Genomic DNA, 21,285 nt, shown 5'->3' on the forward strand with positions numbered 1-21,285 from the left:
GTGACATAACTGCGTGGATTTTCAATTTGATTATTTCGCGGAAGTATTTCCGAAGGTATTGGAACATTTGGACGTAACGCTGGCCCTGACCGGTTCGTCGACGGTATGTGCCCTCGTTATCGGGCTTGTCATAGCCGTTATTTCGTATTATAAGGTTCCCGGATTTTATCAGGTCGCCGGAGTCTTCGTTTTTCTCATGCGCGGGACGCCGGCAGTAGTTCAGCTCTACTTCTTTTATTACGGTATTGCCACCGTCAGTGAACTCGTACGCGGCATGAATCCGACTATGGCCGTTGCCGTCGTCATAAGCTTGAACATCGGCGCTTTCATGTCCGAAAGTATTCGCGGCGCCCTGCTCTCGGTTGATTCGGGGCAAAAAGAAGCGGCCTATTCCCTGGGCATGTCCAACCTGCAGCTCGTGCGGCGCATCATCATTCCGCAGGCGGCACGTGTAGCCTTGCCGGCACTGTTTAACGATATGATCAACATCGTCAAGCTGTCGTCTTTAGCTTTTATGCTCGGTGTAATTGACATCATGGGTGCCGCTAAAATCGAAGGCAGCTACACATTCCGCTATTTTGAAATATATGCGGCAGTCATGGTTGTTTATCTTGTCATTATCGGCTTGTTGACTCTCGTGCAGCGCTATTTGGATAAGCGGTGTTCCGCAGCATATTAAAGTGCAGCACACATATTCAGGAGGGGTGTTTAATGAAAAAACGCGTATTATGTATTGTTACGGCTTTATCTGTCGCCGTTGCGGCGTTGACCGGCTGCGGCGGCAATTCCGACGGCGGACGGAACGCGTCCGAAGAACGGACGATTACCATTGCTACGACGGGAACCAACGTACCCTATACGGTCGTCGATGAAAACGGCAAGTGGACCGGTATTGACGGTGATATTTGGAATGAGCTGGCAAAGCGCAAAGGGTGGAGAATTGAGCTGAAGCGTGCCGCTTTCGACTCGCTCTTCGGCGAGCTCGATACAAGGCGTGCCGACCTTGCGGCCAACGCCTTTGCCGTAAAAAAGGAACGGACCGACAAGTACTATGCGTCCATTCCGTATTACGGTGACGCACAGTCCGTCGTTGTGAAAGAAGGCAGCGACATTAAGAACATTGAAGACCTGCGCGGCAGGACCATCGGTATTACGAACGGGCAGGCAAGCCAGACGATTATTATGGACATGGCCAAAGAATATAATTTCAACGTCAAGACCTATGAAGAATCGGACGCAGGCCTTTTGGACGTGGCCCTGGGCCGTATTGACGCACAGGCTTGCGCCGTAACGACGGCACGGATGTTCATGGAAAAGACGGGAAACAGGCTGACCATACTCGACAAGAGATTGAAAGCGAACAATGTGGCTTATTTCTTCCCGAAAACGGAGGATGGCGCAAAACTTCGTGATGAAGTAAACGAAGAATTGAAGAAAATGCTTGATGACGGCACGATTGCGAAAATTACGGAAAAGTACTTCGGCAGCGATATGACGAAGTACATTATCAACGAATAAGATGGGAACGGAGCGAGTATGGATAATCATCGGCCGCTGGTTCAAATAAAACACCTGAGCAAACGATTCGACAAGCATACAGCCGTTCTGGACGATATATCTCTCAACCTGTATAAAAGCGACGTCGGCGCTTTTATCGGACCGTCCGGCACAGGCAAATCGACGCTGCTCAGATGTTTGAATTACTTAACAATTCCCGACAAGGGAACCATTACCATAGACGGTCTGACTGTTGACGCACGGCGCCATACGGCGGCGGAAGTACGTAAGCTGCGCACGCATACGGCCATGGTATTTCAGAATTACAACTTGTTTAAAAACAAGACGGCCGTCCAAAATGTTATGGAAGCGCTGATGATCGTACATAACAAGTCCAAGCATGAAGCGAAAGAAACGGCGCTCCACTGGCTTGCCAAGGTGGGCATGCTGGACAGGCAGGACTACTATCCGTCCAAACTCTCGGGCGGACAGCAGCAGCGCGTTGCCATTGCCCGGGCCCTGGCCGTGAACCCGTCGGTCCTTCTCTTGGACGAACCGACGTCGGCTCTCGACCCGGAGCTCGTCGGCGATGTGCTGAATACGATTAAAGAGCTGGCGAAGGAAGGTATTACGATGATTCTCGTGACTCATGAAATCTCTTTTGCCCGGGAAGTGGCCAACCGCATTATCTTCATGGAAGGCGGCAAAATCGCTGCAGACGGGACGCCGGAAGAAATTCTCATCAATCCGGAGAATCCGCGGCTGGTGCAGTTTTTAAAGCACGTAAAATAAGCATATGTGACCTGTCGGGAACGATAGGAGGAGACAAAAACGGAAAAGCCGCGGCTTTTCCGTTTTTCATCAGAAGAGGTATTTTGTATCGTAACTGATATCCATGTACTGGGCAAGGATCTCGTCGTCAAAATCGCAGGGTGCGCTGCCGTGGAAAAGGCCGTTCATTTTGCGGCGCATTTTCTTTTGCGCCGTTATGGGGGGCTCGTATTCGATACGCAGCCGGCGCGCCTGTTCGGAGCGGTCTTCAACATGTATGAAGCGGCCGTCTTCAAAGGTCAGTTCGTAAAGGGTCTTAAAGGCGTGGGGCAGCTGAAAGCCACAGGGCATGTAGTAAGTGTGGTCGAAGTCGTAGGCGATGAGAAAGGAACCCGTATAGGACAGGGGTAGGTCGAGATCATAGCGCAAATCACCGGCCGGCGAATGAAAGCTGACCGGTTTCTTTTCGTATAAACGGGGCCCGCCCTCATCGCCGTTGTTCGTGAAGAGCTGCGCCAAAATCAGTTGCCTGTCCCCGTTTAAGGCGTAATTACATGCATAGCCGCGCAGACATGATTCGTCGAACATGACCGGGCGCAGGGGCAGGTCGTTTATAGAAAAAAGGTTCTGAGGCTTTTCAACGGCCACAATGCTGTATTTGCGGTTATGAAAGTTGAAACCGTCAAAAAATTGAGGCTGCATATATTCCTCCTTTGGTGTATTGATTTTTATCTTACACATTTGACACCTTTTTGTCTACTTGAGGCGGCCTTTTGTTTTACATTTTTTCCCGACTTGGGTATACTACAGGTATGAACTTATATTGTGTTGTAAAGGATTATATAAGGAGACGAGATCATGGAATTTACAAAAGTTCTTACCGAGCGGTATGCATGCAAAAAATATGACGGCCGGAAGGTGGAAAGAGAGGCGTTGGCGGCTATTTTGGAAGCGGGGCGTGTGGCGCCGACGGCGAAAAATCTGCAAGAGCAGAGAATTTATGTCGTTGAATCCGAGGCGGGATTGGCGAAGATCGATAAAGTCACTCCCTGCCGTTATGGTGCGGGCACGTGCCTTGTTGTAGCCTTTGATAAGAATAATGTATTCACTTATCCCGGCGAGAAGCGTGACTCGGGCGTAGAGGATGCAAGTATTGTTGCTACCCACATGATTTTGGCTGCAGCTAATGAAGGCGTAAACAGCTGCTGGATTAATTTCTTTGATCCGGAGGTTATGGCAAAAGAGCTCGGTCTTCCGGAGAATGAGGAAGTCCTCATGATTATGGATCTGGGCTATGCGGCGCCGGATGCGCCTATGAATCCGAAGCACACTGTGCGCAAAAATTTGTCCGAAACGGTAACTTATATGTAAGTGAGCGCAGCAGTGCAGGCGGAAAAACAGCGGGAATATGATTTTTGCCTTCGGGAGGGTATTTGATGCAATCGATTCGGCGTGTATATGTTGTAAAAAAAGACGTATTTGCAGATGAAGCCAGGCGTATACTGGTGGATTTACGGGAAAACTTGCAGATTGGCGGTCTGACGGGAGTCCGTCTTTACAATCGCTATGACATAGCCGGTTTGGACGATGCCGCGTTCGAGACGGCGAAGGAAACGATTTTTTCCGAACCGCCTGTAGACGAAATTTGCGGCGAATTGCCGACGGACGGGGCAGACATGATTCTGGCCATTGAGTACTTGCCCGGCCAATACGACCAGCGCGCCGATTCAGCCATGCAGTGCCTTCAAATGTTGACCATGAAAAGCGAGGCCGTCGTGCGTACAGCACGGGTCTTTATTTTTACGGGTGCCCTCTCCGCTGCCGACAAAGAGGCCATTAAGCAGTACTGCATCAATCCCGTCGAAGCGCGGGAAGCGTCTTTGGCGCCGGCAACGTCTTTGGATGTCCCTTGGGAGCGGCCGGCCGACGTGGAACGCATCGAAGGCTTTACGACTATGGACGACGCGGCTTTGGCAGAGTTGCGCCGCCGCTTGGGGCTTGCCATGAGCGGCCCGGATCTTGCTTTTTGCCGAGATTATTTCCGGGACGAAGAAAAACGAAATCCTACGATTACGGAAATTCGCGTTATCGACACGTATTGGTCCGACCATTGCCGTCATACGACGTTTATGACGGAACTCACGCATATCGACTTTGCCGGCGGTTCCTTTACGGCACCTGTGCGCAAGGCTTATGAAGTCTATGCAAAGTCGCATGCACTCGTGCGCGCTGACCGGCCGCAGACTCTGATGGACATGGCGACACTTGCCGTGAAGGAACTCAAAGCGGCAGGCAAGCTGCGGAACCTGGATGAGTCCGACGAAATCAACGCCTGCACGATTATCATTCCCGTTGACGTGGACGGAACGGAAGAAGAATGGCTTCTTCTCTTTAAAAACGAAACGCACAACCATCCGACGGAGATCGAACCCTTCGGCGGTGCCGCGACCTGTCTCGGCGGCTGCATTCGCGATCCCTTGAGCGGCCGGGCCTATGTTTATCAGGCCATGCGCGTCACCGGCTCCGGCGATCCGCGGCAGGCCGTTAAGGATACGCTGCCCGGCAAGTTGCCGCAGCGGACGATTACGACGGGCGCAGCTAAGGGATACAGCTCGTACGGCAACCAGATCGGTCTGGCGACGGGCGAAGTAAAAGAATACTATCATCCCGGCTTTATTGCCAAGCGCATGGAAATCGGTGCCGTTCTGGGAGCTGCACCGCGGGAAAACGTCATTCGCGAAGCACCGCAGCCGGGTGATGTCATCATTCTTCTCGGCGGCAGGACGGGCCGTGACGGTATGGGCGGTGCAACGGGTTCGTCGAAGAAACATACCCTGACCTCCCTTGAAACAAGCGGCGCTGAAGTACAAAAGGGAAATGCCCTGACGGAACGAAAAATTCAACGATTCTTCAGGCGGCGTGAAGTGACGACCCTTATCAAGCGCTGCAATGATTTCGGCGCCGGCGGCGTGTCCGTCGCCATCGGCGAATTGGCGGACGGCTTGGACATCAATCTGGATGTGGTGCCGAAAAAATATGAAGGACTGGACGGGACGGAATTGGCCATTTCGGAATCGCAGGAACGGATGGCTGTCGTCGTCGCACCCGAAGCGGCAGACACGTTCATGAAATATGCCGCCGAAGAAAATCTGGAAGCGACGGCCGTCGCCAAAGCGACGGATACGAACCGTCTGGTCATGAACTGGCGCGGCAGTAAAATCGTCAATATTTCGCGGGACTTTTTAAATACGAACGGCGTCATGCAGCAACGCGAAGCTTATGTGGCGTGCCCGGCGGGCAAGAGCGCTTTTGTGCAGGCTTCGGCAGATGATATTCGGGAGACGTGGCTCCGTACGCTGGGCGAGCTCAACGTCGCGTCCGAACAGGGCCTGGCCGAATGCTTTGACAGCACTGTCGGCGCCCGGACCGTACTCATGCCTTTCGGCGGCAAGTATCAGAAGACGCCCGTTGAAGGTATGGCAGCCGAAATTCCCGTACCCGTCGGTACAAAGACCGATACGGCCAGTATCTTTACGCACGGCTACGATCCGGACCTTGCCGCGTGGAGCCCCTTTCACGGCGCCCTTTACGCGGTCGTCCAATCCGTGGCGAAATTGGTCGCTCTCGGCGGCGACCGGCGCCGAGCATACTTGACGCTGCAGGAATTTTTCCAAAGTCTCGGTACGGATAAAACGGCATGGGGAAAGCCGGTTGCCGCATTGCTCGGCGCCTATACGGCGCAGCGTGAATTGCAAATTGCCGCAATCGGCGGTAAGGACAGCATGAGCGGCACCTTTGAAAACCTTACCGTGCCGCCGACGCTCGTTTCTTTTGCAGTCGTTACCGAAAAGGCGAAGCGCATCATCTCGCCCGAATTAAAGGATGCCGGCAGCGCCGTCGTCCTTCTCGACGTGCCGCGCGATAAAGATGAAATTCTCGATTGGGACGTCTTTCGCAGGCAATGTGACTTCCTATATGAACAGAGTGCGGCCGGTACGGTCAAGGCGGCGCACGCCGTCGGCCGCGGCGGCATGGGGACGACACTGGCGAAGATGGCCTTCGGCAACGGTATCGGCTTTACGGTTACCGACAATATAAAGGGGGAAGAACTTTTCGCCTTGAAATACGGTGCCTTTCTTGTCGAAACGGATGAGGCAAGGGCTGAAATTTGGGCGAAGCGGGAGCATACGCGTGTCGTAGCGACGACCAACAGTACGGCCGAAGCCGTAACGGGTGATGTGCGTATTTCTCTGGCGGAACTGCAGACGGCATGGGAAAAAACCTTGAGCGGTATTTTCCCCATAAAAGGCGCAAGTGCGAACGAAGACGATACGCTGCCTCTCTGTACGACATATGGGCCGAAACGGAGCGAGTCCTTCGGCAAGCCGCGCGTCTTTATTCCCGTATGCCCGGGGACGAACTGCGAATACGATTCGGCGGCAGCCTTCAGGCGGGCCGGAGCCGTGACGGACACCTTTGTCCTGCGCAACGAATCGCCGCAGGAGCTGTCGGCGTCCATAGCGGAAATGGAAAAACGCATTGCCCGGGCGCAAATCATCATGTTCCCCGGCGGTTTCAGCGCCGGCGACGAACCGGAGGGTTCGGGCAAATTTATTGCTACGTTATTCCGCAACCCTGTTTTGGCGGAAGCCATGGAAAACCACCTCTATTCCCGTGACGGCCTGATTCTCGGCATTTGCAACGGTTTTCAGGCGCTTATCAAGTTGGGCCTCTTACCGTACGGACATGTCCGGCCGCTCAGTGAAACCAGCCCGACACTGACGTATAATACCGTCGGCCGACATCTGTCGCGCATGGTCGATACAAAGATCATCTCCGTCATGTCGCCGTGGCTCGGCAATGTTAAAGCCGGCGACATTCATACGGTTGCCGTTTCGCACGGCGAAGGCCGCTTTGTGGCATCGCCCGAAGAGATTCGCGCCCTTGCGGCAAAGGGGCAGATTGCAACGCAGTATGTTTCGCCTGACGGAGTTGCGAGCGGAGACAGCGAGTTCAATCCGAACCGTTCCGTCTTTGCCGTCGAAGGGATTACGAGCCCAGACGGGCGCGTTTTCGGCAAAATGGCCCATACGGAACGGTATACGGGCGAAAACGTGTTTAAAAATATTTCCGGAAACAAGGTGCAGCCGATCTTTACGGCCGGCGTGAACTACTTTAAGTAAAAAGGTGTAAAGGAGACGGGAAAGTATGCATAAAACACGCAAGGTCGTCATTATAGGCGCCGGCCACGTAGGCTCACACGTGGCGCTGGCGTTGGTGCAGTCGGGAGACGTCGATGACATAGTCCTCATCGACAAGGACGAAAACAAGGCTCTCGGCCAGGCATGTGATTTGGATGATGCCGTTACGGGTGCAGCCTGCGGCAGAGATACGGTCGTGCGGGCCGGCGATTATACGGAGCTGAATAATGCCGACATTCTCGTCACGGCCTTTGGCCGCAGCCGCCGTCCCGGCGAAACGCGTCTCGACATGTTTACTGATTCTATCCGCATGGCTGATGATGTGGTCGCACACCTGCGGCAGGTCGATTTTCACGGCATTATGATCAGTATTTCCAATCCGGCCGACATTATTTGCGAATATATTCGCCGACGCATGGCGTGGGCACCGCAGCGCTGCTTTTGCACCGGTACAAGTCTGGAAACATACAGACTCCTGCGCGTTATGGGCAATCTTACGGGCTATGCACGCCGCTCCCTGCAGGGATATTGCCTGGGCGAGCACGGCAATTCCGGCTTTATTGCCTGGTCGACAGTGCGCATAAACGGACGCCTCTTTACGGAAATCATGAAAGAAAAGCCCGAATGGGGCGACCTTGATTTGGCCGACCTGCAGCTTAAGGTGAAGCGGGCCGGCGATATGGAAGTGGATTTTAAGGGCTGCACGGAATTCGGCATTGCCAACGCGACGCTTATGATCATTCGCGCCGTCCTGCATGACCAAAACCTTATTTGGCCCTGCTCGACGGTCTTGGACGGCAAGTACGGTGAAAAGGACGGCGTTGCCGGCGTGCCCTGCGTCATCGGCAGGAACGGCATTGAAGAAGTCGTGGAAATCCCGCTTTCGCCGGAAGAGCAGGAAAAATTCCACGCATCCTGCGACATTATTCGCGGTTTCCTGCAGCGGGCCGAAGAAATCGGTTGAATCGGACGGGCTCTTAATAAAACTGTTCAATTCGGTTTAAGTTTGCTATAATAAAACGAATGCGCTCGTCCTATAGAGCGCTTTATTCGTTAACGTATTAGGTAAGTAGAGGTGACATTGTGGACGAACAGCAATTTGATAAAGTGTTGCCCGTGTGTCTGGAACATGAAATGGAAAGCTCTTATATTGATTACGCCATGAGTGTTATCATTACACGGGCTTTGCCGGATGTGCGCGACGGCTTGAAACCGGTGCATCGCCGTATTTTATACGCTATGCACGAAGCCGGGATGACACCGAATAAACCGTATAAAAAGTCGGCCCGTATTGTCGGGGAAGTTTTAGGTAAGTATCACCCTCACGGCGACAGCTCCGTATATGACGCAACAGTTCGTCTGGCGCAGGATTTTTCAACGCGATATCTCCTCGTGGACGGCCACGGCAACTTCGGTTCCGTCGACGGCGACTCGGCGGCGGCCATGCGGTATACGGAAGTTCGTATGGCGAAGATTACGGGTGAAATGTTGGCCGACATTGACAAGGAAACGGTCGATTTCATGCCCAACTATGACGGCTCCCTCCAGGAACCGACAGTGCTGCCCGCGAAGATTCCGAATCTCCTCGTCAACGGCTCGGCCGGCATTGCCGTCGGCATGGCTACAAATATACCGCCGCACAACTTGGGCGAAGTTATTGACGGACTCGTCATGATGATTGATGATCCGGACGTTACTTTGGAAGAGTTGATGACAAGGATTCAGGGACCGGATTTTCCGACAGGCGCGAAAATCCTCGGGCACGAAGGTATCTTAAAGGCGTACTCCACAGGGCGCGGCAGCGTGAAAATGCGGTCATGTGCGGAAATCGAACCCATGTCGAAGGGGAAGAACCGTATTGTCATTACGGAAATCCCTTATCAGGTCAACAAGGCGCGCGTTATTGAAAGTATTGCCGATTTGTCTCGCAATAAGGACATTGACGGCATTACGGCACTGCGTGACGAATCGGACCGCAAGGGCATGCGTATTGTCATTGAACTGCGTGCTGATGTTAATCCTGATATTATTCTCAATAAATTATATAAACACACGCAGCTCCAGGAGACGTTCGGCGTCATTCTCCTCGCCCTCGTCGACGGACACCCGCGCGTACTCACATTGCAGGAAGTACTGCGGTACTACTTGGACCATCGTAAAATCGTCGTTACGCGGCGCTGCCGATTCGAGCTGGACAAGGCGCTGGCGCGGGCACACATTTTGGAAGGCTTGCTCATTGCGCTTGACCACATTGACGAAGTAATCCATACGATTCGTGAATCGGCGACGGACGAAGTGGCGAAAAACGCGCTCATGAGTAAGTTCGAACTCACCGAAAAGCAGTCCGTCGCCATCTTGGATATGCGGTTGCGCCGCCTGACCGGATTGGAGCGCGAAAAGATTCAGGAAGAATATGCGGAACTGGAAAAGACCATTGACTATTTGCGCCGCGTCTTGGCGGATGAACATAAGCTCATGGGCATTATTAAAGATGAACTGCTCGAAACGAAGAAGAAATATGGCGATGCCCGCCGTACGGTCATTGAAGCGGATACGTCGGAACTGGCCGTGGAAGATCTCATTCCGGACGAACGGATGGTGCTGACCTTGACCCGGCGCGGGTACATTAAGCGTATTAATGCCAATGTATACCACACGCAGAACAAGGGCGGCCGCGGCATCAAGGGCATGGCGACAAAGGATGAAGATGCCGTTAACCACCTGCTCTACACGTCGGCTCTGAACACGGTTCTCTTCTTTACAAACCTGGGCCGCGTTTACCGCCTTAAGGCATACGAAATTCCGGAAGCGAACAGCCGCAACTCGAAGGGTATTGCCGCCGTCAATCTCCTGCCCTTATCGCAGGGAGAAAAGGTGAATGCCCTCATCGACCTCGACCAGGTCGATCCGTCGGCGAATCTCTTTATGGCTACGGAAAAGGGCCTCGTCAAGAAGACGGCTCTCCGTGAATTCCGCAATGTACGGCGCAACGGCCTTATCGCCATTTCTCTCATGGAAGGCGATCACCTGGCCAAGGTGCGCATGACCAAAGGAGAGCAGAATATTATTCTGGCGACGAAGCAGGGCATGGCCATTTGTTTCAACGAAAAGGACGTTCGCCCTATGGGCAGAAACACGCGCGGCGTGCGCGGCATCAGCCTTGCCGCCGACGATGTCGTCATCGGTGCGGACGTGCTCGAAACGGATGCACAGGTTCTCACTGTCAGCGAAGAAGGCTTCGGCAAGCGTAACAACGTGGATGCGTACAAGGTACAACTCCGCGGCGGTAAGGGTGTGAAGAATTTCAAAATCACGCCGAAGACGGGCGTCCTGGTAGGCGTTGAAGTCGTTCGCGGTTCGCAGGAACTGATCCTGATTACGTCGAACGGCATCGTCATCCGTACGGATATTGAAAGCATCGGTATCAAAAAAGGTCGCAACACATCGGGCGTCAAGATTCAACGACTCGAAGAAAATGATAAAGTGGCGGCCTTGGATACCATTTCCGTCGAAGGCAACGACGACGCCGATGAACAGGGAACACTGTTGTAGCGTAAAATTAGACATATATTCATTGCTGAAAGCACATTCAGCGGAGGAATGAGTAATGAAATACAGGATTTCACGGGCGCTTGAACAGCTTCAGACACAAAGCTATTTAAAAGATGAAGGAGAAGCGCTTGCCGCCGATATTATTGATTGCTCATTAGGTGTCAATCCCTGCGGCTTGACGCCTACATTGACAGAAGAACTGTATTTGGAGACCTTTAAGGATATCAGTAAGTATCCGGATCACCCGTACACCGCAGATCGTCAGAAAATTTGCGAATATTTTTCTGATTTGATAACACTTTCTCCAGCACAGATCAGTATGCAGACGGGCTCAATGTCGGCCTTATGTACAATTAACCATATCTTTTTGGAAGAAAATACCCGTGTTTTGGTTCCGGAACCTTGCTTTTCTTCTTATGTAACACATGCACGAGCCTGCGGTGCGGCGATCGATGCGGTGCCGCTTTTGGAAGAAGAGCGATTCGCTTTTAACGCGGAACGGTTTATAGCGGCTCTTCATCCCTCTCAGCGGCTGGCTTATCTGGATAATCCCAATAACCCTACAGGCCAATTTATAGAACTGACCGTCTTGCGCCGAATACTGGCGGCTGCCGGAGAAAAAGATATCGTCGTTATCGTCGATGAAGCGTATGGTGATTTTCTGGACAAGAGCTGTTCGGCAGTCTCGTTGCTCCCGGAATTTGACAATCTTCTGGTGGTCAGGACCTTTTCCAAGGCCTTCGGTCTTGGCGGCCTGAGAGCAGGGTATATCGTTATGCCTGAAGAAATGGTACCCGTGATCAATACCTATCCGGGCGAGATGAATCTTAATTCTGTTGCCAGCAAGCTGGTGCCGCATGTTTTGGCTCATCCGGAATTTTTGACGGAATCTCGGAATCTGATCAGGGCTAATAAGCATAAACTGATTCAGGCATTGCGGCATATACATGTATCGGCAACAGCGGACGAAGTGCCGGTTGCCGTGTACTACACGACTGAAGATATAGATTTAGGCGGGCTTTTTTTTAAACACGGTATTCGTGTAGAAAGCGGTCCGGATTTTGCAGGCCTGACAAAACGGCATTTGCGGTTACGTGTTCCACGCCATATGACCGAACTGCTGCAGCGCCTTGCTTTGATTGAGGCGGAATTGAATTAATGTTGGGAGGGAGAGCTTTGGAAGACAAGACACAGTCCGTAAGTATACGCAATCTTATTATTTTTGCCGGTGCATATTGTGCTTTTACTATCGGCTCAGGGTATGCTACGGGACAGGAAATCTTACAGTTTTTTTGCGCTTTCGGGCCGTCCGGCCTGATCGGGTGCCTTGTCAGTATGATTCTGTTTGCTTTTCTGGGCGGTGCGCTCATGCAAAAAGGCTACGATTTGAAATTGAAATATCAGACACAAGTTTTCCGGTATTATTGCGGTACATATATCGGCATTTTTCTGGAATGGATAACGGTTATTTTCCTTTTCGGCGTAGTCTCCATCATGATAGCCGGTACGGGAGCGATGACTTCCGAATACTACGGCTTATCAAAAGAAGTCGGCAGTATCGGCATGACGGTGCTGTGCGTAATTTCTATTTTACTCGGTTTGATGCGGCTGGCCGACATTATCGGCTCTATCGGTCCGGTTATTATTATTTTCTCCATTCTTGTCGGAATACTGACCATGTTCAGCGCCTCCGGTACATGGGCGCAGAATTGGCAGATCCTGTATGAGCTGCGAGCTACCGGATCATGGTGGTTTTCCCGGTATGATATTCTCGATTCGGCATGGTTCAGCGGTATTCTGTATGCTTCCTGCATGATTTTCGGGGGCATCCCTTTTCTTACCGGCCTCGGCAGCAAGGCCAACTCTCGTAAAGAAGCCTTTTGGGGCGGATTCCTCGGCGGCGTGGCGATTATCTTGGCTGCCGGCATTTTGGTGGCGGCAATGCTGTACTTCCCCGAAGAGATCGTTGCCCTGGAGGTGCCTAATCTGTTTTTAGTGCAGCAGTTTGCGCCGGTATTGGCCGCCGTCTTTTCTATTATTCTTTTACTGGGTATATACAGTACTGCGGCTCCTATGTTTTGGGTAGTTATTAATAAGCTGGAACAGTGGATACCCAATAAAGCGGTTAAGATATCGGTTACCCTTGTTTTGGGAATCATCGCTTACTTCGGGGCGGGACTGGGTTTCGGCAGATTAATCGGTTTTTTGTATCCACTGATGGGCCAGGTCGGTGTATTTATGATCCTGGTGATTATTATTAAAGTTTATTTTATGGACGATAAAGAAATGACTTTGGAACGGGAAGAACGTAAGTAAAGATAATTCGGAAAGACACGAAGCTGACGGAAAGCCGGCTTCGTGTCTTTTATTGGCGCCGAACAGGCATGACTAAACCCCCAGTTTACTGGGGGAGCAAAAAAATACTTATAGAAAAAGAAGGAACCTCCTGTGTTAGAATGATGATGGTCTGGCAACCACATCACATAACGGATAGGAGGTTCACTGTCAATGAATGACGTACACAGCTTATCACACAGTAAATGGAGATGCAAATACCATATCGTATTTGCGCCCAAATATAGAAGACAAGCTATATATGGGACCATAAAGGTGGATATAGGAAAAATATTGCGGGAGTTGTGCACCCGGAAGCACGTAGAAATACTGGAAGCAGAATGTTGTCCGGATCATATCCACATGCTGGTGACAATACCACCACATCTAAGTGTATTCGGTTTCATGGGATATCTAAAAAGTAAGAGCAGTTTAATGATATTTGATAAACATGCAAACTTAAAATATAAGTATGGCAATAGACATTTTTGGTGTCGGGGTTACTATGTGGACACGGTAGGAAAATACGAAGGTGCGATAAAAACCTATATCCGACAACAACTGCAGGAAGATATAGCACAGGACACGTTGGATTTCAAAGAGTATGTAGACCCGTTTACGGGTAAGAAGAGTACATAAGTAGGCAAAGAAAGAGCCCCCGAGTAGGGGGCTGCCAGTAACAGTGATGTGATTGCCGGATTTTATTCAGTGCACCATTTGGTGCTACCACAAGAGATAGACCCTTATAGGGTCAGAGCAAACCACCAGTTCTACTGGTGGTTATGATTTTGGCGCCGAACAGATATAATCCGCCTCTACAGTGTGCGGTTCGACGCGGTTTGTTTGCCGCCGTTGTCTTCACTGAGACCTTGTATAACCGCATCAATAAACAGCTTATTGATTTTACGCGGTGTATGTTGTAGGCTGAATACAAGTGATAAAGGAGCGTGATCCATGTGCTTTCCCTGACGGCAAAAAGGGCATTTCATTTTGCTTTTCCTTTAACCTTGCCTATATGTGCGGGATTTTTATTCATTGGACTTTCGTACGGATTATTTGCGGCGTCACGCGGCTTGCCGCCCCATTATCCCGTCATGATGTCCGTGCTTATATTTGCGGGATCTATGGAGTTTGTAACGGTAACGCTTCTGTTTCAGCCGTTTGATCCTGTAGGGGCCTTTCTTTTGGCCGTAATGATCAACGGGCGGCACCTTTTTTACGGTATTACTATGCTCGGAAAATATCGGCATAAGGGCTGGAAGACACCGTATTTGATTTATGGCATGTGCGATGAAAGCTTTGCCGTAAACGCGACGGCGAAAGTACCGGAAGATATTGATGAAGGATGGGTGTATTTCTGGGTTACCTTGCTTAACCAGCTTTATTGGGTGGGAGGTGTCATGCTTGGCGCCGTAGCGGGAAGCTCTCTCACGTCGTTACCTCTAAAGGGGATAGGGTTTATTTTACCGGCCATGTTTGTCGTCCTTTTTGTCGATCTTTGCAGATCAAAATCGGCGGGAAGCGGCATGATGGGCCTCGCCATTACGGCAGCGACCTTATTCATATTGGGACCGGATAAATTTATCTTACCGGCTATGGGCGGTATGTTGGTTATTTTTTTGCTGAAATACGTAAAGGGAGGGACTGCATGTGAATGACTTTGAAATGATGGCAGTCATTTTTGTTGTCGCGGCAGGTACTCTGGTTACCCGTTTCGCACCGTTCGCTTTTTTTATGTCCAAAGGTGAACTGCCGCCGGTCCTTACGTATCTCGGCAACGTTTTGCCTGCAGCCGTAATGGGCCTGCTTGTCGTTTACGCTTTAAAGGATGTAAGTCCTCTCGCGTATCCCTTCGGCATTCCGGAAGCATTGTCCCTTGTCGTTACAGTCGGCATTCATTTGTGGAAGAAGCATTTTCTGGTAAGTATGTTTGCCGGGACCTTTTGCTACATGATCTTGGTGCAGACCGTATTTGTATGACCGTACCGGCTTTGTGCCCGATCGTGTTTCCCATCTGATATAGAAGGCGTGCGCCGAAACGGGACGTCTTATGTTATACTATAGCAGTAAGCTCGCTTTAACGAGAATGAAGGAGGCACCGTAATGGGCGGATTGACCGTATCATACTTGGAACACAGCGGATTTGCCGTGGAAACGGATACAAAGGTACTTGTTTTTGATTATTACAAAGATCCGGCCGGTATTGTAAATGCCTATGGGGCGGCAAAAAAGCCGCTCTGGTTTTTTATCAGTCACGGCCATGCGGATCATTTCAATCCTCGTATAGCTGATTTTTCTGCAAGCACGGCATATTATGTCTATAACAAGGACGTACCGTTTACAGGCGGCCGGCCGGAGCAACGCCGCTCCATGGCCGTGTATGAGGCCATAAGGCTCGGCGATGTACAGATTAAGCAATACGGTTCGACCGACGAAGGCGGGTCTTTTCTTATCCGCACTGACGATTATGCAATTTTTCATGCCGGCGATTTGAACCGGTGGCATTGGGACGGAGATACGGATGCCAACATAAAGGAGGCAGATGAATTGTTTGAGCGGGAATTGAAGTGCTTGGACGGACTTGTTGTGGATATCGCCTTTTTTCCCGTTGACGCGAGATTGGAACGGACGCGGGAATGGGGAGTCACGGATTTTGTCAACGTCGTAACTGTGCAAAGGGCGCTTATTCCCATGCATTACTTCGGCTCCCCTTGGACGCCGTCAAAGGCGTTCTTGCAGACTCATGGCCGGGTTCCCTTGTGGATTCCGCAGGTTGCCGGTGAGACGCAGGTATTTTAAGATGGATCTCAGGCAGAGCTAATATATTTATTCAGGGAGAACAGAATGGATCAGGACGCAGTACGGACCGAACACCGCACACATATTGCCGATTATATATTGGTCGCGGCGGCCATATGTTTACTACTTACATATCCTTTTGAAGATTTCTTTTGGGGCGGATTATTGGCCCATTTGAGCGGTGCCGCCCTAATCGGCGGGCTTGCCGACTGGTATGCCGTAACGGCGTTGTTTCGGAAGCCCTTGGGCATATCTTTTAAAACGGAGCTCATTCCGCAAAGTAAGACGCGTATTGCCGAAACGGCCCGCCATATGATTGCCAGTGAAATATTGACGGTTTCCAACATGTATTCGGTCTTAAAGAATCACCCCGTATTGGAAGCGGGTCTCGTGTATTTACATACGAGTGACGGTTTCCGTTCGGCAGAACGGGTATTGGGACAAGTGCTGAATACCTTTCTCTATACGGTAGATTTACGTGCCGTTGTGGAAGCCTTTTCCAAGTATGGCGAAGGTGCAATTGAACGGATTCATATTGCACCTATGATGGGTAAGGCCATGAAAATCGGCCTTACAGGAGAATCGGGGGCGGTATTTCTCGATTTTATCATTTTAACACTGGCCAAGGCCGTGCGGAGCAGTACGATGCATTCGTATATTGCCGATATTTATACGGAGTCTTTGCGCCAATACGAACGGCGTAATTTTGTCTACGCCTTGGCTGTCAAGGCGGCGCTTGCCAGTGATGTCTTCAGTCCGGATCGCGTTGCCGACGGCATACAACGGAAAATCGGCGAACTGTTGGACCGGGCTAAAGAACCGGATTCACCTGAACGGCAGCGCGCCTTTGAATTTATCCGGGAGCAGGCGGAGCGATTGGAAAATAATAAAATCTGGCAGGAGAGGGTTGAAAGCTATAAACTGCGTTTCTACAAACATATTATTTCGTGCCCGGACATGAAGGAAGCGTGGCAGCATTATGTTCTTGATGAAGACCGGCAGAGTCGCGTCTGTTATGCGGCCGCTACGTATGCCATAGAAAAACTTGAAACGTGGCGGACCAGCCCGGATCAAATCGATCAGCTTAATCGTTATGTTCTTGTTATTGCGGCTAAGGAGCTGAAGCGATTGCAGGTTTGGTTCAGCACGGCGGCGGAGCAGGAAATTTTGTGTTATGACGCATATGAATTGGCACGGCAGCTGGAAACGGCCATTTGGTATGACCTGCAGATGATCCGTATTAACGGCTCCCTTGTCGGCGGAGCCTTGGGCACGCTTATTTATTTGGGTATGTATGCATTAAAAGGAGGCTGGTAATAAATGACCTATCGTCAACGGGCAAACGGCATTCTGGCCTTATCTTTTTTATGTTTTTTTGCTGTCTTTTTTGTGTGGTATACGCATGAGCTTACATTGGAAGTTAAGCTGATATTTTTTGTCATACAGTCCGCTTTAATCGGCAGCATTGCCGACTGGTTCGCCGTTACGGCGCTCTTTGAGAAACCCTTGGGAGTTCCGTATCACACGGAGCTCGTTCACAGCCATCGCAGCCAAATCATTGACGGCATGACGCGCATTGTTTCGGAAAAGCTTTTACAGCCGCAGATTTGGCGGGATAAGCTGTATAGCCTGTCTTTTGTCGATAAGTTTCGGGCCTGGCTGAATACGCCGGAAGGGCGGGAGCGTTTTCGTAACATCCTCTTTGAAGGGGCGAAGCAGGTTTATGCGTATACGCATAAGGACGAGACACGGGATGTTATTATTGACCACATTCGCGTTTATTTAAAGCGGCAGCCGCTCTTATCATTTTTACAGGATCGCTTTATTGCCATGCTGGAAGATAAAGACAGCGAACTTTTGAATGATTGCATCGGTATGCTGCGGGAGTGTTTACGGACGGAAGGTTTTCGCAGCCTCGTGGCCGCGTCTTTGTCGGAGTGGTTGCGTGAATCGAAGACGACGCCGCAGGTTATTGTCATGTTGAATCGCTTTACGGGCATGGTGGATATGAATAAAATTGCGGCGGATGTGCAAAAAGGGTTGCTCGTTTGGCTGGAACGGTGGGAACACGCCGGCGCGACGGAGCGGCAATGGCTGTGCCGCAAATTGGAGATGCAGCTTTATTCGCTTAACGGGCAGTTGACCTATACAGTGCAGAGCTGGCAAGATCACTTTGTCGATTCCCTGCCGATTGAGAAATGGTTTGTCGCCACGCAGCGGACCAGTCAAAGTTATTTTACGACAGGGCCTGTCGGCAAAAAAAAGTTACAAGATTTGCTGGAAGCCGAGTTTATGAACTATCTCGAATATTGCAACGATCATCCGGAAATTAAGCAATGGCTTGACGAACAAATTCGCCGCTGCGCGGAAGTGATTTTAGAACATGAACACGCTTTAATCGGTGTGGCCGTGCGAGAAGTATTATCGGGATTTGACAAGAAGAAGTTCAACGAGTTTTTAGAAAGTAAGGTCGGCGAAGATTTGGCGTGGATTCGTATTAACGGCGCCATTGTCGGCTCGGTCATAGGATTTTTCGTATTCGCTCTTATTGAGTGGCTGTATGTGCCTTATGTGGTGCCTGCCGTGCGGGCTTTCTTTCTTTCATAATATAACGCCGCGGTATTTTGTGCCGCGGCGTTATATTATAGAAAGACAGGAAGTGCCGAGCATAGATGAGATTACGGCGTTAACCGATGCCTGCACTATGCAAGGACAATTATTAGGAGGTTCTTTTTATGCCTGTATATAATCGAATTGACGAGGATATTATTACTGCACTTAAAGCCGTTGTCGGTGATAAATACGTATTGACGGACCCCGAGCGCCTTGCTCCCTATGAAAAGGATGAAAGCGCGAATACAGCCTGTTATCGGCAGCCTGAGGCCGTGGTTTTGCCGGCACGGACAGAAGAAGTCGCTGCGATTATGAGGCTTGCCAACAACCGGAAGTTCCCCGTTATACCGCGAGGTGCCGGCACGGGACTTGAGGCGGGGGCAATTGTTAACGAATATGGCGGCATTGTACTGTCCTTGGAGAGAATGAATGCCATTTTGGAAATTAATGAAGAAAATTTGTATGCCGTCGTTGAGCCGGGAGTAATTACGGCCCGGTTGCAGGCGGAAGCGGAAAAGAAAGGACTTCTATATGCCGGCGATCCGTGCAGCGGCGGCAGCTGTTTTATCGGGGGCAACGCGGCAACCAATGCAGGCGGAAACAGAGCCGTCAAGTACGGTACAACGAGGGATCAGATATACGCTGTCGAAGTTGTCACGCCGGGCGGTGATATTGTGGAGTTGGGCGGGCGAGTAAAAAAGATGACGACGGGGTATGCGTTGGAAAAAGTCATTATCGGATCAGAAGGCACACTGGGAATCATTACGAAACTGACGCTGAAGCTTGTTCCCTTGCCGCTGCACAGTGCCCATATTTTAGCCGTATTTGAAGATGCGGATAAGGCTCTTTTCACGGTAAATGCCTTGCAAAGAGCTCGCGTGGAGGTGACCTGTCTTGAGTTTATGGATAATGAGTGCATTCGCGTTGCGGAGCGGTTTACAGGGGAAAAGCAGGTCGGTTCGGAACGGGGGAACTATATTATCATTCAAGTAGACGGGAAAAGCGAGGACGAAACGGATGGTGTATGTGTTACAGTAGACGAAATATGTCGTGCCCAAGGCGCTGCAGAAGTGTTTATAGGCAACGCTGAAAAAATTTGGTATAGCCGTAAAATTTTTTCGGAAGCCTCCGGGGCGGAAGGGGTAGTGGCAATGGAAGACTTTGTCGTGCCTCCCGATTGTATTGCCGTTCTCCTGCGAGAATTGCAGGTCATCGGGAAAGATGCAGGTCTTGCTTTTCGCAGTGTCAGTCATGCAGGTGACGGTAATATACATTTAGATGTTCTCAAAGAGAGGCTTTCTCAAGAAGTGTGGGAAGAGCGATTGGGTGCTTTTGAATCCGCCGCGTATGATGTTGTATATCGGTTGGGCGGAAAAATTTCCGGAGAGCACGGTATCGGCGGACTGCGAAAAGATATTATGAAGAGGTATACATCTCCTGTAGAGCTTCAGCTGATGAAGGCCTTAAAAAAGGCGTGGGACCCGAATTTGATTTTAAATCCGGGCAAGATATTCGACGTCGACTAGACCTACGGCACGTCGACACCGGTCCCGTCAAAGGCGGGAATAAAAGTGGAATCGGCGCTTCCCGCTTCCTGTACAAAGCCGTCTTCAACCGTACTGTCAAAAAGATAGCGTTCTACTTCGTCATATTCCGCCGTTGTCAGGAAACGATTGATTTCCGGATAGGCTGCGGACTGACCGCAGGGCACGTACTGCCGCATGAGACTGAACAACACCTGTCCTTCGGAAAAATGTGTTTCTACCCAGTCGATGACGCGTTTTGAGTTTTCTACAGCATTGGGGAGGATCAGGTGACGGATAAGTACGCCCTGCTGCAGCAATCCATCGCCATCCAGCCTATACGCGCCTGTTTGTTCGTACATATGCAGGATCGCTTTTGTCGCTATTTCCGGATAGTCGGCGGCACCGCTGTAGCGGGCGGAAAGGGTGGGATTCATGTATTTTAAATCGGGAAGATATATCTGTACCTTGTCTTTTAACAAGTTTAAAGACTCGATCTTTTCATAGGCACCGCAATTATAAATAACCGGGACGGGCAGTTTATCGCTCAAGCTGGCGGCGACGGCCTGTACGTAATGAGACGGCGTAACCAGGTTGATATTGTGTGCCCCTTGCCCTATTAAGTCGGCATATATCTTTTTCAATATTTTTGCCGTTACTGTTTTCCCGCGAGCCTCTTGGCTGATTTCGCTGTTTTGGCAAAATACGCAGCGCAGATTGCAGCCGCCGAAAAAGACCGCGCCTGAGCCGTTTGTGCCGCTGATGCAGGGCTCTTCCCACATGTGAAGGGCCGCACGGGCCACTGTCGGCTGAAACACTTTACGACAATAACCCGTTGCGGCACCGGGAGAGTATTCCAGTGCGCGAGGCAGGTTGCAGTTGCGCGGGCAATCCGAGCAGAGTTTTTCTTTTGAGGAATTCATTATTTCGTCTCCGAATTACCGGCCGGCGGTGCCGGTTTCATATAAAAATCGGCCTTCGTTATGAAGGCCGAT

Annotated in this window: 19 protein-coding genes; 16 read left to right on the plus strand and 3 right to left on the minus strand. The window is 50.8% G+C overall.

Translation table 11 applies throughout. The annotated features are described in order from the left end of the window. Positions 1–13: 13 nt before the first annotated feature. From BQ2674_RS07485 to BQ2674_RS07495, 3 genes are read left to right on the plus strand one after another with little or no spacing between them, the layout of a single operon-like run. The gene (locus BQ2674_RS07485; RefSeq protein ID WP_075573163.1) at positions 14–679 is read left to right on the plus strand and encodes an amino acid ABC transporter permease; all 666 of its coding nucleotides are present in this window, start codon (positions 14–16) and stop codon (positions 677–679) included. 32 nt (positions 680–711) lie between these two features. Then, positions 712–1,518 carry a transporter substrate-binding domain-containing protein gene (locus BQ2674_RS07490; RefSeq protein WP_075573164.1) on the plus strand — a complete coding sequence of 269 codons (807 nt, stop codon included), beginning with the start codon at positions 712–714 and terminating at the stop codon, positions 1,516–1,518. Positions 1,519–1,536: 18 nt separating this feature from the next. After that, the gene (locus BQ2674_RS07495; RefSeq protein ID WP_143696406.1) at positions 1,537–2,289 is read left to right on the plus strand and encodes an amino acid ABC transporter ATP-binding protein; all 753 of its coding nucleotides are present in this window, start codon (positions 1,537–1,539) and stop codon (positions 2,287–2,289) included. A gap of 69 nt (positions 2,290–2,358) precedes the next feature. Here the strand turns inward: BQ2674_RS07495 and BQ2674_RS07500 are convergent, their stop codons facing one another. Beyond that, the gene (locus BQ2674_RS07500) at positions 2,359–2,970 is read right to left on the minus strand and encodes a hypothetical protein (protein WP_075573165.1); all 612 of its coding nucleotides are present in this window, start codon (positions 2,968–2,970) and stop codon (positions 2,359–2,361) included. A gap of 156 nt (positions 2,971–3,126) precedes the next feature. On the opposite strand from BQ2674_RS07500, the gene BQ2674_RS07505 reads away from it, so the two are divergent. The 7 genes from BQ2674_RS07505 to tnpA all read left to right on the plus strand — a co-directional run bounded on the left by BQ2674_RS07505 (position 3,127) and on the right by tnpA (position 13,994). Beyond that, the gene (locus BQ2674_RS07505; RefSeq protein WP_075573166.1) at positions 3,127–3,639 is read left to right on the plus strand and encodes a nitroreductase family protein; all 513 of its coding nucleotides are present in this window, start codon (positions 3,127–3,129) and stop codon (positions 3,637–3,639) included. 65 nt (positions 3,640–3,704) lie between these two features. Beyond that, positions 3,705–7,451, plus strand: a complete 3,747-nt coding sequence (locus BQ2674_RS07510) for a phosphoribosylformylglycinamidine synthase (RefSeq protein WP_075573167.1) — start codon at positions 3,705–3,707, stop codon at positions 7,449–7,451. 25 nt (positions 7,452–7,476) lie between these two features. Then, positions 7,477–8,433, plus strand: coding sequence for an L-lactate dehydrogenase (locus BQ2674_RS07515; RefSeq protein WP_075573168.1), 957 nt, complete (start codon positions 7,477–7,479; stop codon positions 8,431–8,433). 119 nt (positions 8,434–8,552) lie between these two features. Next, complete coding sequence (gene gyrA / locus BQ2674_RS07520; protein WP_075573169.1) at positions 8,553–11,021, plus strand: DNA gyrase subunit A; 2,469 nt, start codon at positions 8,553–8,555, stop codon at positions 11,019–11,021. 55 nt (positions 11,022–11,076) lie between these two features. Further along, a complete protein-coding gene (locus BQ2674_RS07525) occupies positions 11,077–12,180 on the plus strand; it encodes a pyridoxal phosphate-dependent aminotransferase (RefSeq protein WP_075573170.1) in 1,104 nt (367 codons plus the stop codon). Further along, the gene (locus BQ2674_RS07530) at positions 12,180–13,337 is read left to right on the plus strand and encodes a YkvI family membrane protein (protein ID WP_075573171.1); all 1,158 of its coding nucleotides are present in this window, start codon (positions 12,180–12,182) and stop codon (positions 13,335–13,337) included. Before BQ2674_RS07525 ends, BQ2674_RS07530 begins: the two co-directional genes overlap by 1 nt. A gap of 192 nt (positions 13,338–13,529) precedes the next feature. Further along, positions 13,530–13,994 carry an IS200/IS605 family transposase gene (gene tnpA, locus BQ2674_RS07535; RefSeq protein ID WP_075573172.1) on the plus strand — a complete coding sequence of 155 codons (465 nt, stop codon included), beginning with the start codon at positions 13,530–13,532 and terminating at the stop codon, positions 13,992–13,994. Positions 13,995–14,170: 176 nt separating this feature from the next. Here the strand turns inward: tnpA and BQ2674_RS08420 are convergent, their stop codons facing one another. Continuing rightward, positions 14,171–14,344, minus strand: a complete 174-nt coding sequence (locus tag BQ2674_RS08420) for a hypothetical protein (protein WP_162493021.1) — start codon at positions 14,342–14,344, stop codon at positions 14,171–14,173. Here BQ2674_RS08420 and BQ2674_RS07540 point away from each other — a divergent pair. The 6 genes from BQ2674_RS07540 to BQ2674_RS07565 all read left to right on the plus strand — a co-directional run bounded on the left by BQ2674_RS07540 (position 14,312) and on the right by BQ2674_RS07565 (position 20,293). Beyond that, a complete protein-coding gene (locus tag BQ2674_RS07540; protein WP_075573173.1) occupies positions 14,312–15,013 on the plus strand; it encodes an AzlC family ABC transporter permease in 702 nt (233 codons plus the stop codon). The genes BQ2674_RS08420 and BQ2674_RS07540 overlap by 33 nt on opposite strands. Further along, positions 15,006–15,335, plus strand: coding sequence for a branched-chain amino acid transporter permease (locus BQ2674_RS07545; protein ID WP_302442032.1), 330 nt, complete (start codon positions 15,006–15,008; stop codon positions 15,333–15,335). Before BQ2674_RS07540 ends, BQ2674_RS07545 begins: the two co-directional genes overlap by 8 nt. Positions 15,336–15,458: 123 nt before the next feature. Then, on the plus strand, positions 15,459–16,154 hold the full coding sequence (locus tag BQ2674_RS07550) for an MBL fold metallo-hydrolase (RefSeq protein WP_075573174.1): 696 nt from the start codon (positions 15,459–15,461) through the stop codon (positions 16,152–16,154). A gap of 45 nt (positions 16,155–16,199) precedes the next feature. Then, a complete protein-coding gene (locus BQ2674_RS07555) occupies positions 16,200–17,471 on the plus strand; it encodes a DUF445 domain-containing protein (RefSeq protein WP_075573175.1) in 1,272 nt (423 codons plus the stop codon). Between the two features lie 3 nt (positions 17,472–17,474). After that, the gene (locus tag BQ2674_RS07560; RefSeq protein ID WP_075573176.1) at positions 17,475–18,761 is read left to right on the plus strand and encodes a DUF445 domain-containing protein; all 1,287 of its coding nucleotides are present in this window, start codon (positions 17,475–17,477) and stop codon (positions 18,759–18,761) included. Between the two features lie 128 nt (positions 18,762–18,889). Next, positions 18,890–20,293, plus strand: a complete 1,404-nt coding sequence (locus BQ2674_RS07565; RefSeq protein ID WP_075573177.1) for an FAD-binding oxidoreductase — start codon at positions 18,890–18,892, stop codon at positions 20,291–20,293. Positions 20,294–20,295: 2 nt separating this feature from the next. On the opposite strand, the gene BQ2674_RS07570 is transcribed toward BQ2674_RS07565, so the two are convergent. Further along, on the minus strand, positions 20,296–21,213 hold the full coding sequence (locus BQ2674_RS07570; protein ID WP_075573178.1) for a 4Fe-4S cluster-binding domain-containing protein: 918 nt from the start codon (positions 21,211–21,213) through the stop codon (positions 20,296–20,298). Positions 21,214–21,285: the final 72 nt, after the last annotated feature.

This window comes from Megasphaera coli (genome assembly GCF_900095855.1).
Classification (GTDB): domain Bacteria; phylum Bacillota; class Negativicutes; order Veillonellales; family Megasphaeraceae; genus Megasphaera; species Megasphaera massiliensis_A.

What these genes read in the sequence shown, in the direction of transcription:
- BQ2674_RS07490 (WP_075573164.1), top strand. Translation starts at nt 712, where the DNA reads ATGAAAAAACGCGTATTATGTATTGTTACGGCTTTATCTGTCGCCGTT.
- BQ2674_RS07495 (WP_143696406.1), top strand. Translation starts at nt 1,537, where the DNA reads ATGGATAATCATCGGCCGCTGGTTCAAATAAAACACCTGAGCAAACGA.
- BQ2674_RS07500 (WP_075573165.1), bottom strand. Translation starts at nt 2,970, where the DNA reads ATGCAGCCTCAATTTTTTGACGGTTTCAACTTTCATAACCGCAAATAC.
- BQ2674_RS07505 (WP_075573166.1), top strand. Translation starts at nt 3,127, where the DNA reads ATGGAATTTACAAAAGTTCTTACCGAGCGGTATGCATGCAAAAAATAT.
- BQ2674_RS07510 (WP_075573167.1), top strand. Translation starts at nt 3,705, where the DNA reads ATGCAATCGATTCGGCGTGTATATGTTGTAAAAAAAGACGTATTTGCA.
- BQ2674_RS07515 (WP_075573168.1), top strand. Translation starts at nt 7,477, where the DNA reads ATGCATAAAACACGCAAGGTCGTCATTATAGGCGCCGGCCACGTAGGC.
- BQ2674_RS07525 (WP_075573170.1), top strand. Translation starts at nt 11,077, where the DNA reads ATGAAATACAGGATTTCACGGGCGCTTGAACAGCTTCAGACACAAAGC.
- BQ2674_RS07530 (WP_075573171.1), top strand. Translation starts at nt 12,180, where the DNA reads ATGTTGGGAGGGAGAGCTTTGGAAGACAAGACACAGTCCGTAAGTATA.
- tnpA (WP_075573172.1), top strand. Translation starts at nt 13,530, where the DNA reads ATGAATGACGTACACAGCTTATCACACAGTAAATGGAGATGCAAATAC.
- BQ2674_RS08420 (WP_162493021.1), bottom strand. Translation starts at nt 14,344, where the DNA reads ATGAAATGCCCTTTTTGCCGTCAGGGAAAGCACATGGATCACGCTCCT.
- BQ2674_RS07550 (WP_075573174.1), top strand. Translation starts at nt 15,459, where the DNA reads ATGGGCGGATTGACCGTATCATACTTGGAACACAGCGGATTTGCCGTG.
- BQ2674_RS07555 (WP_075573175.1), top strand. Translation starts at nt 16,200, where the DNA reads ATGGATCAGGACGCAGTACGGACCGAACACCGCACACATATTGCCGAT.
- BQ2674_RS07560 (WP_075573176.1), top strand. Translation starts at nt 17,475, where the DNA reads ATGACCTATCGTCAACGGGCAAACGGCATTCTGGCCTTATCTTTTTTA.
- BQ2674_RS07565 (WP_075573177.1), top strand. Translation starts at nt 18,890, where the DNA reads ATGCCTGTATATAATCGAATTGACGAGGATATTATTACTGCACTTAAA.
- BQ2674_RS07570 (WP_075573178.1), bottom strand. Translation starts at nt 21,213, where the DNA reads ATGAATTCCTCAAAAGAAAAACTCTGCTCGGATTGCCCGCGCAACTGC.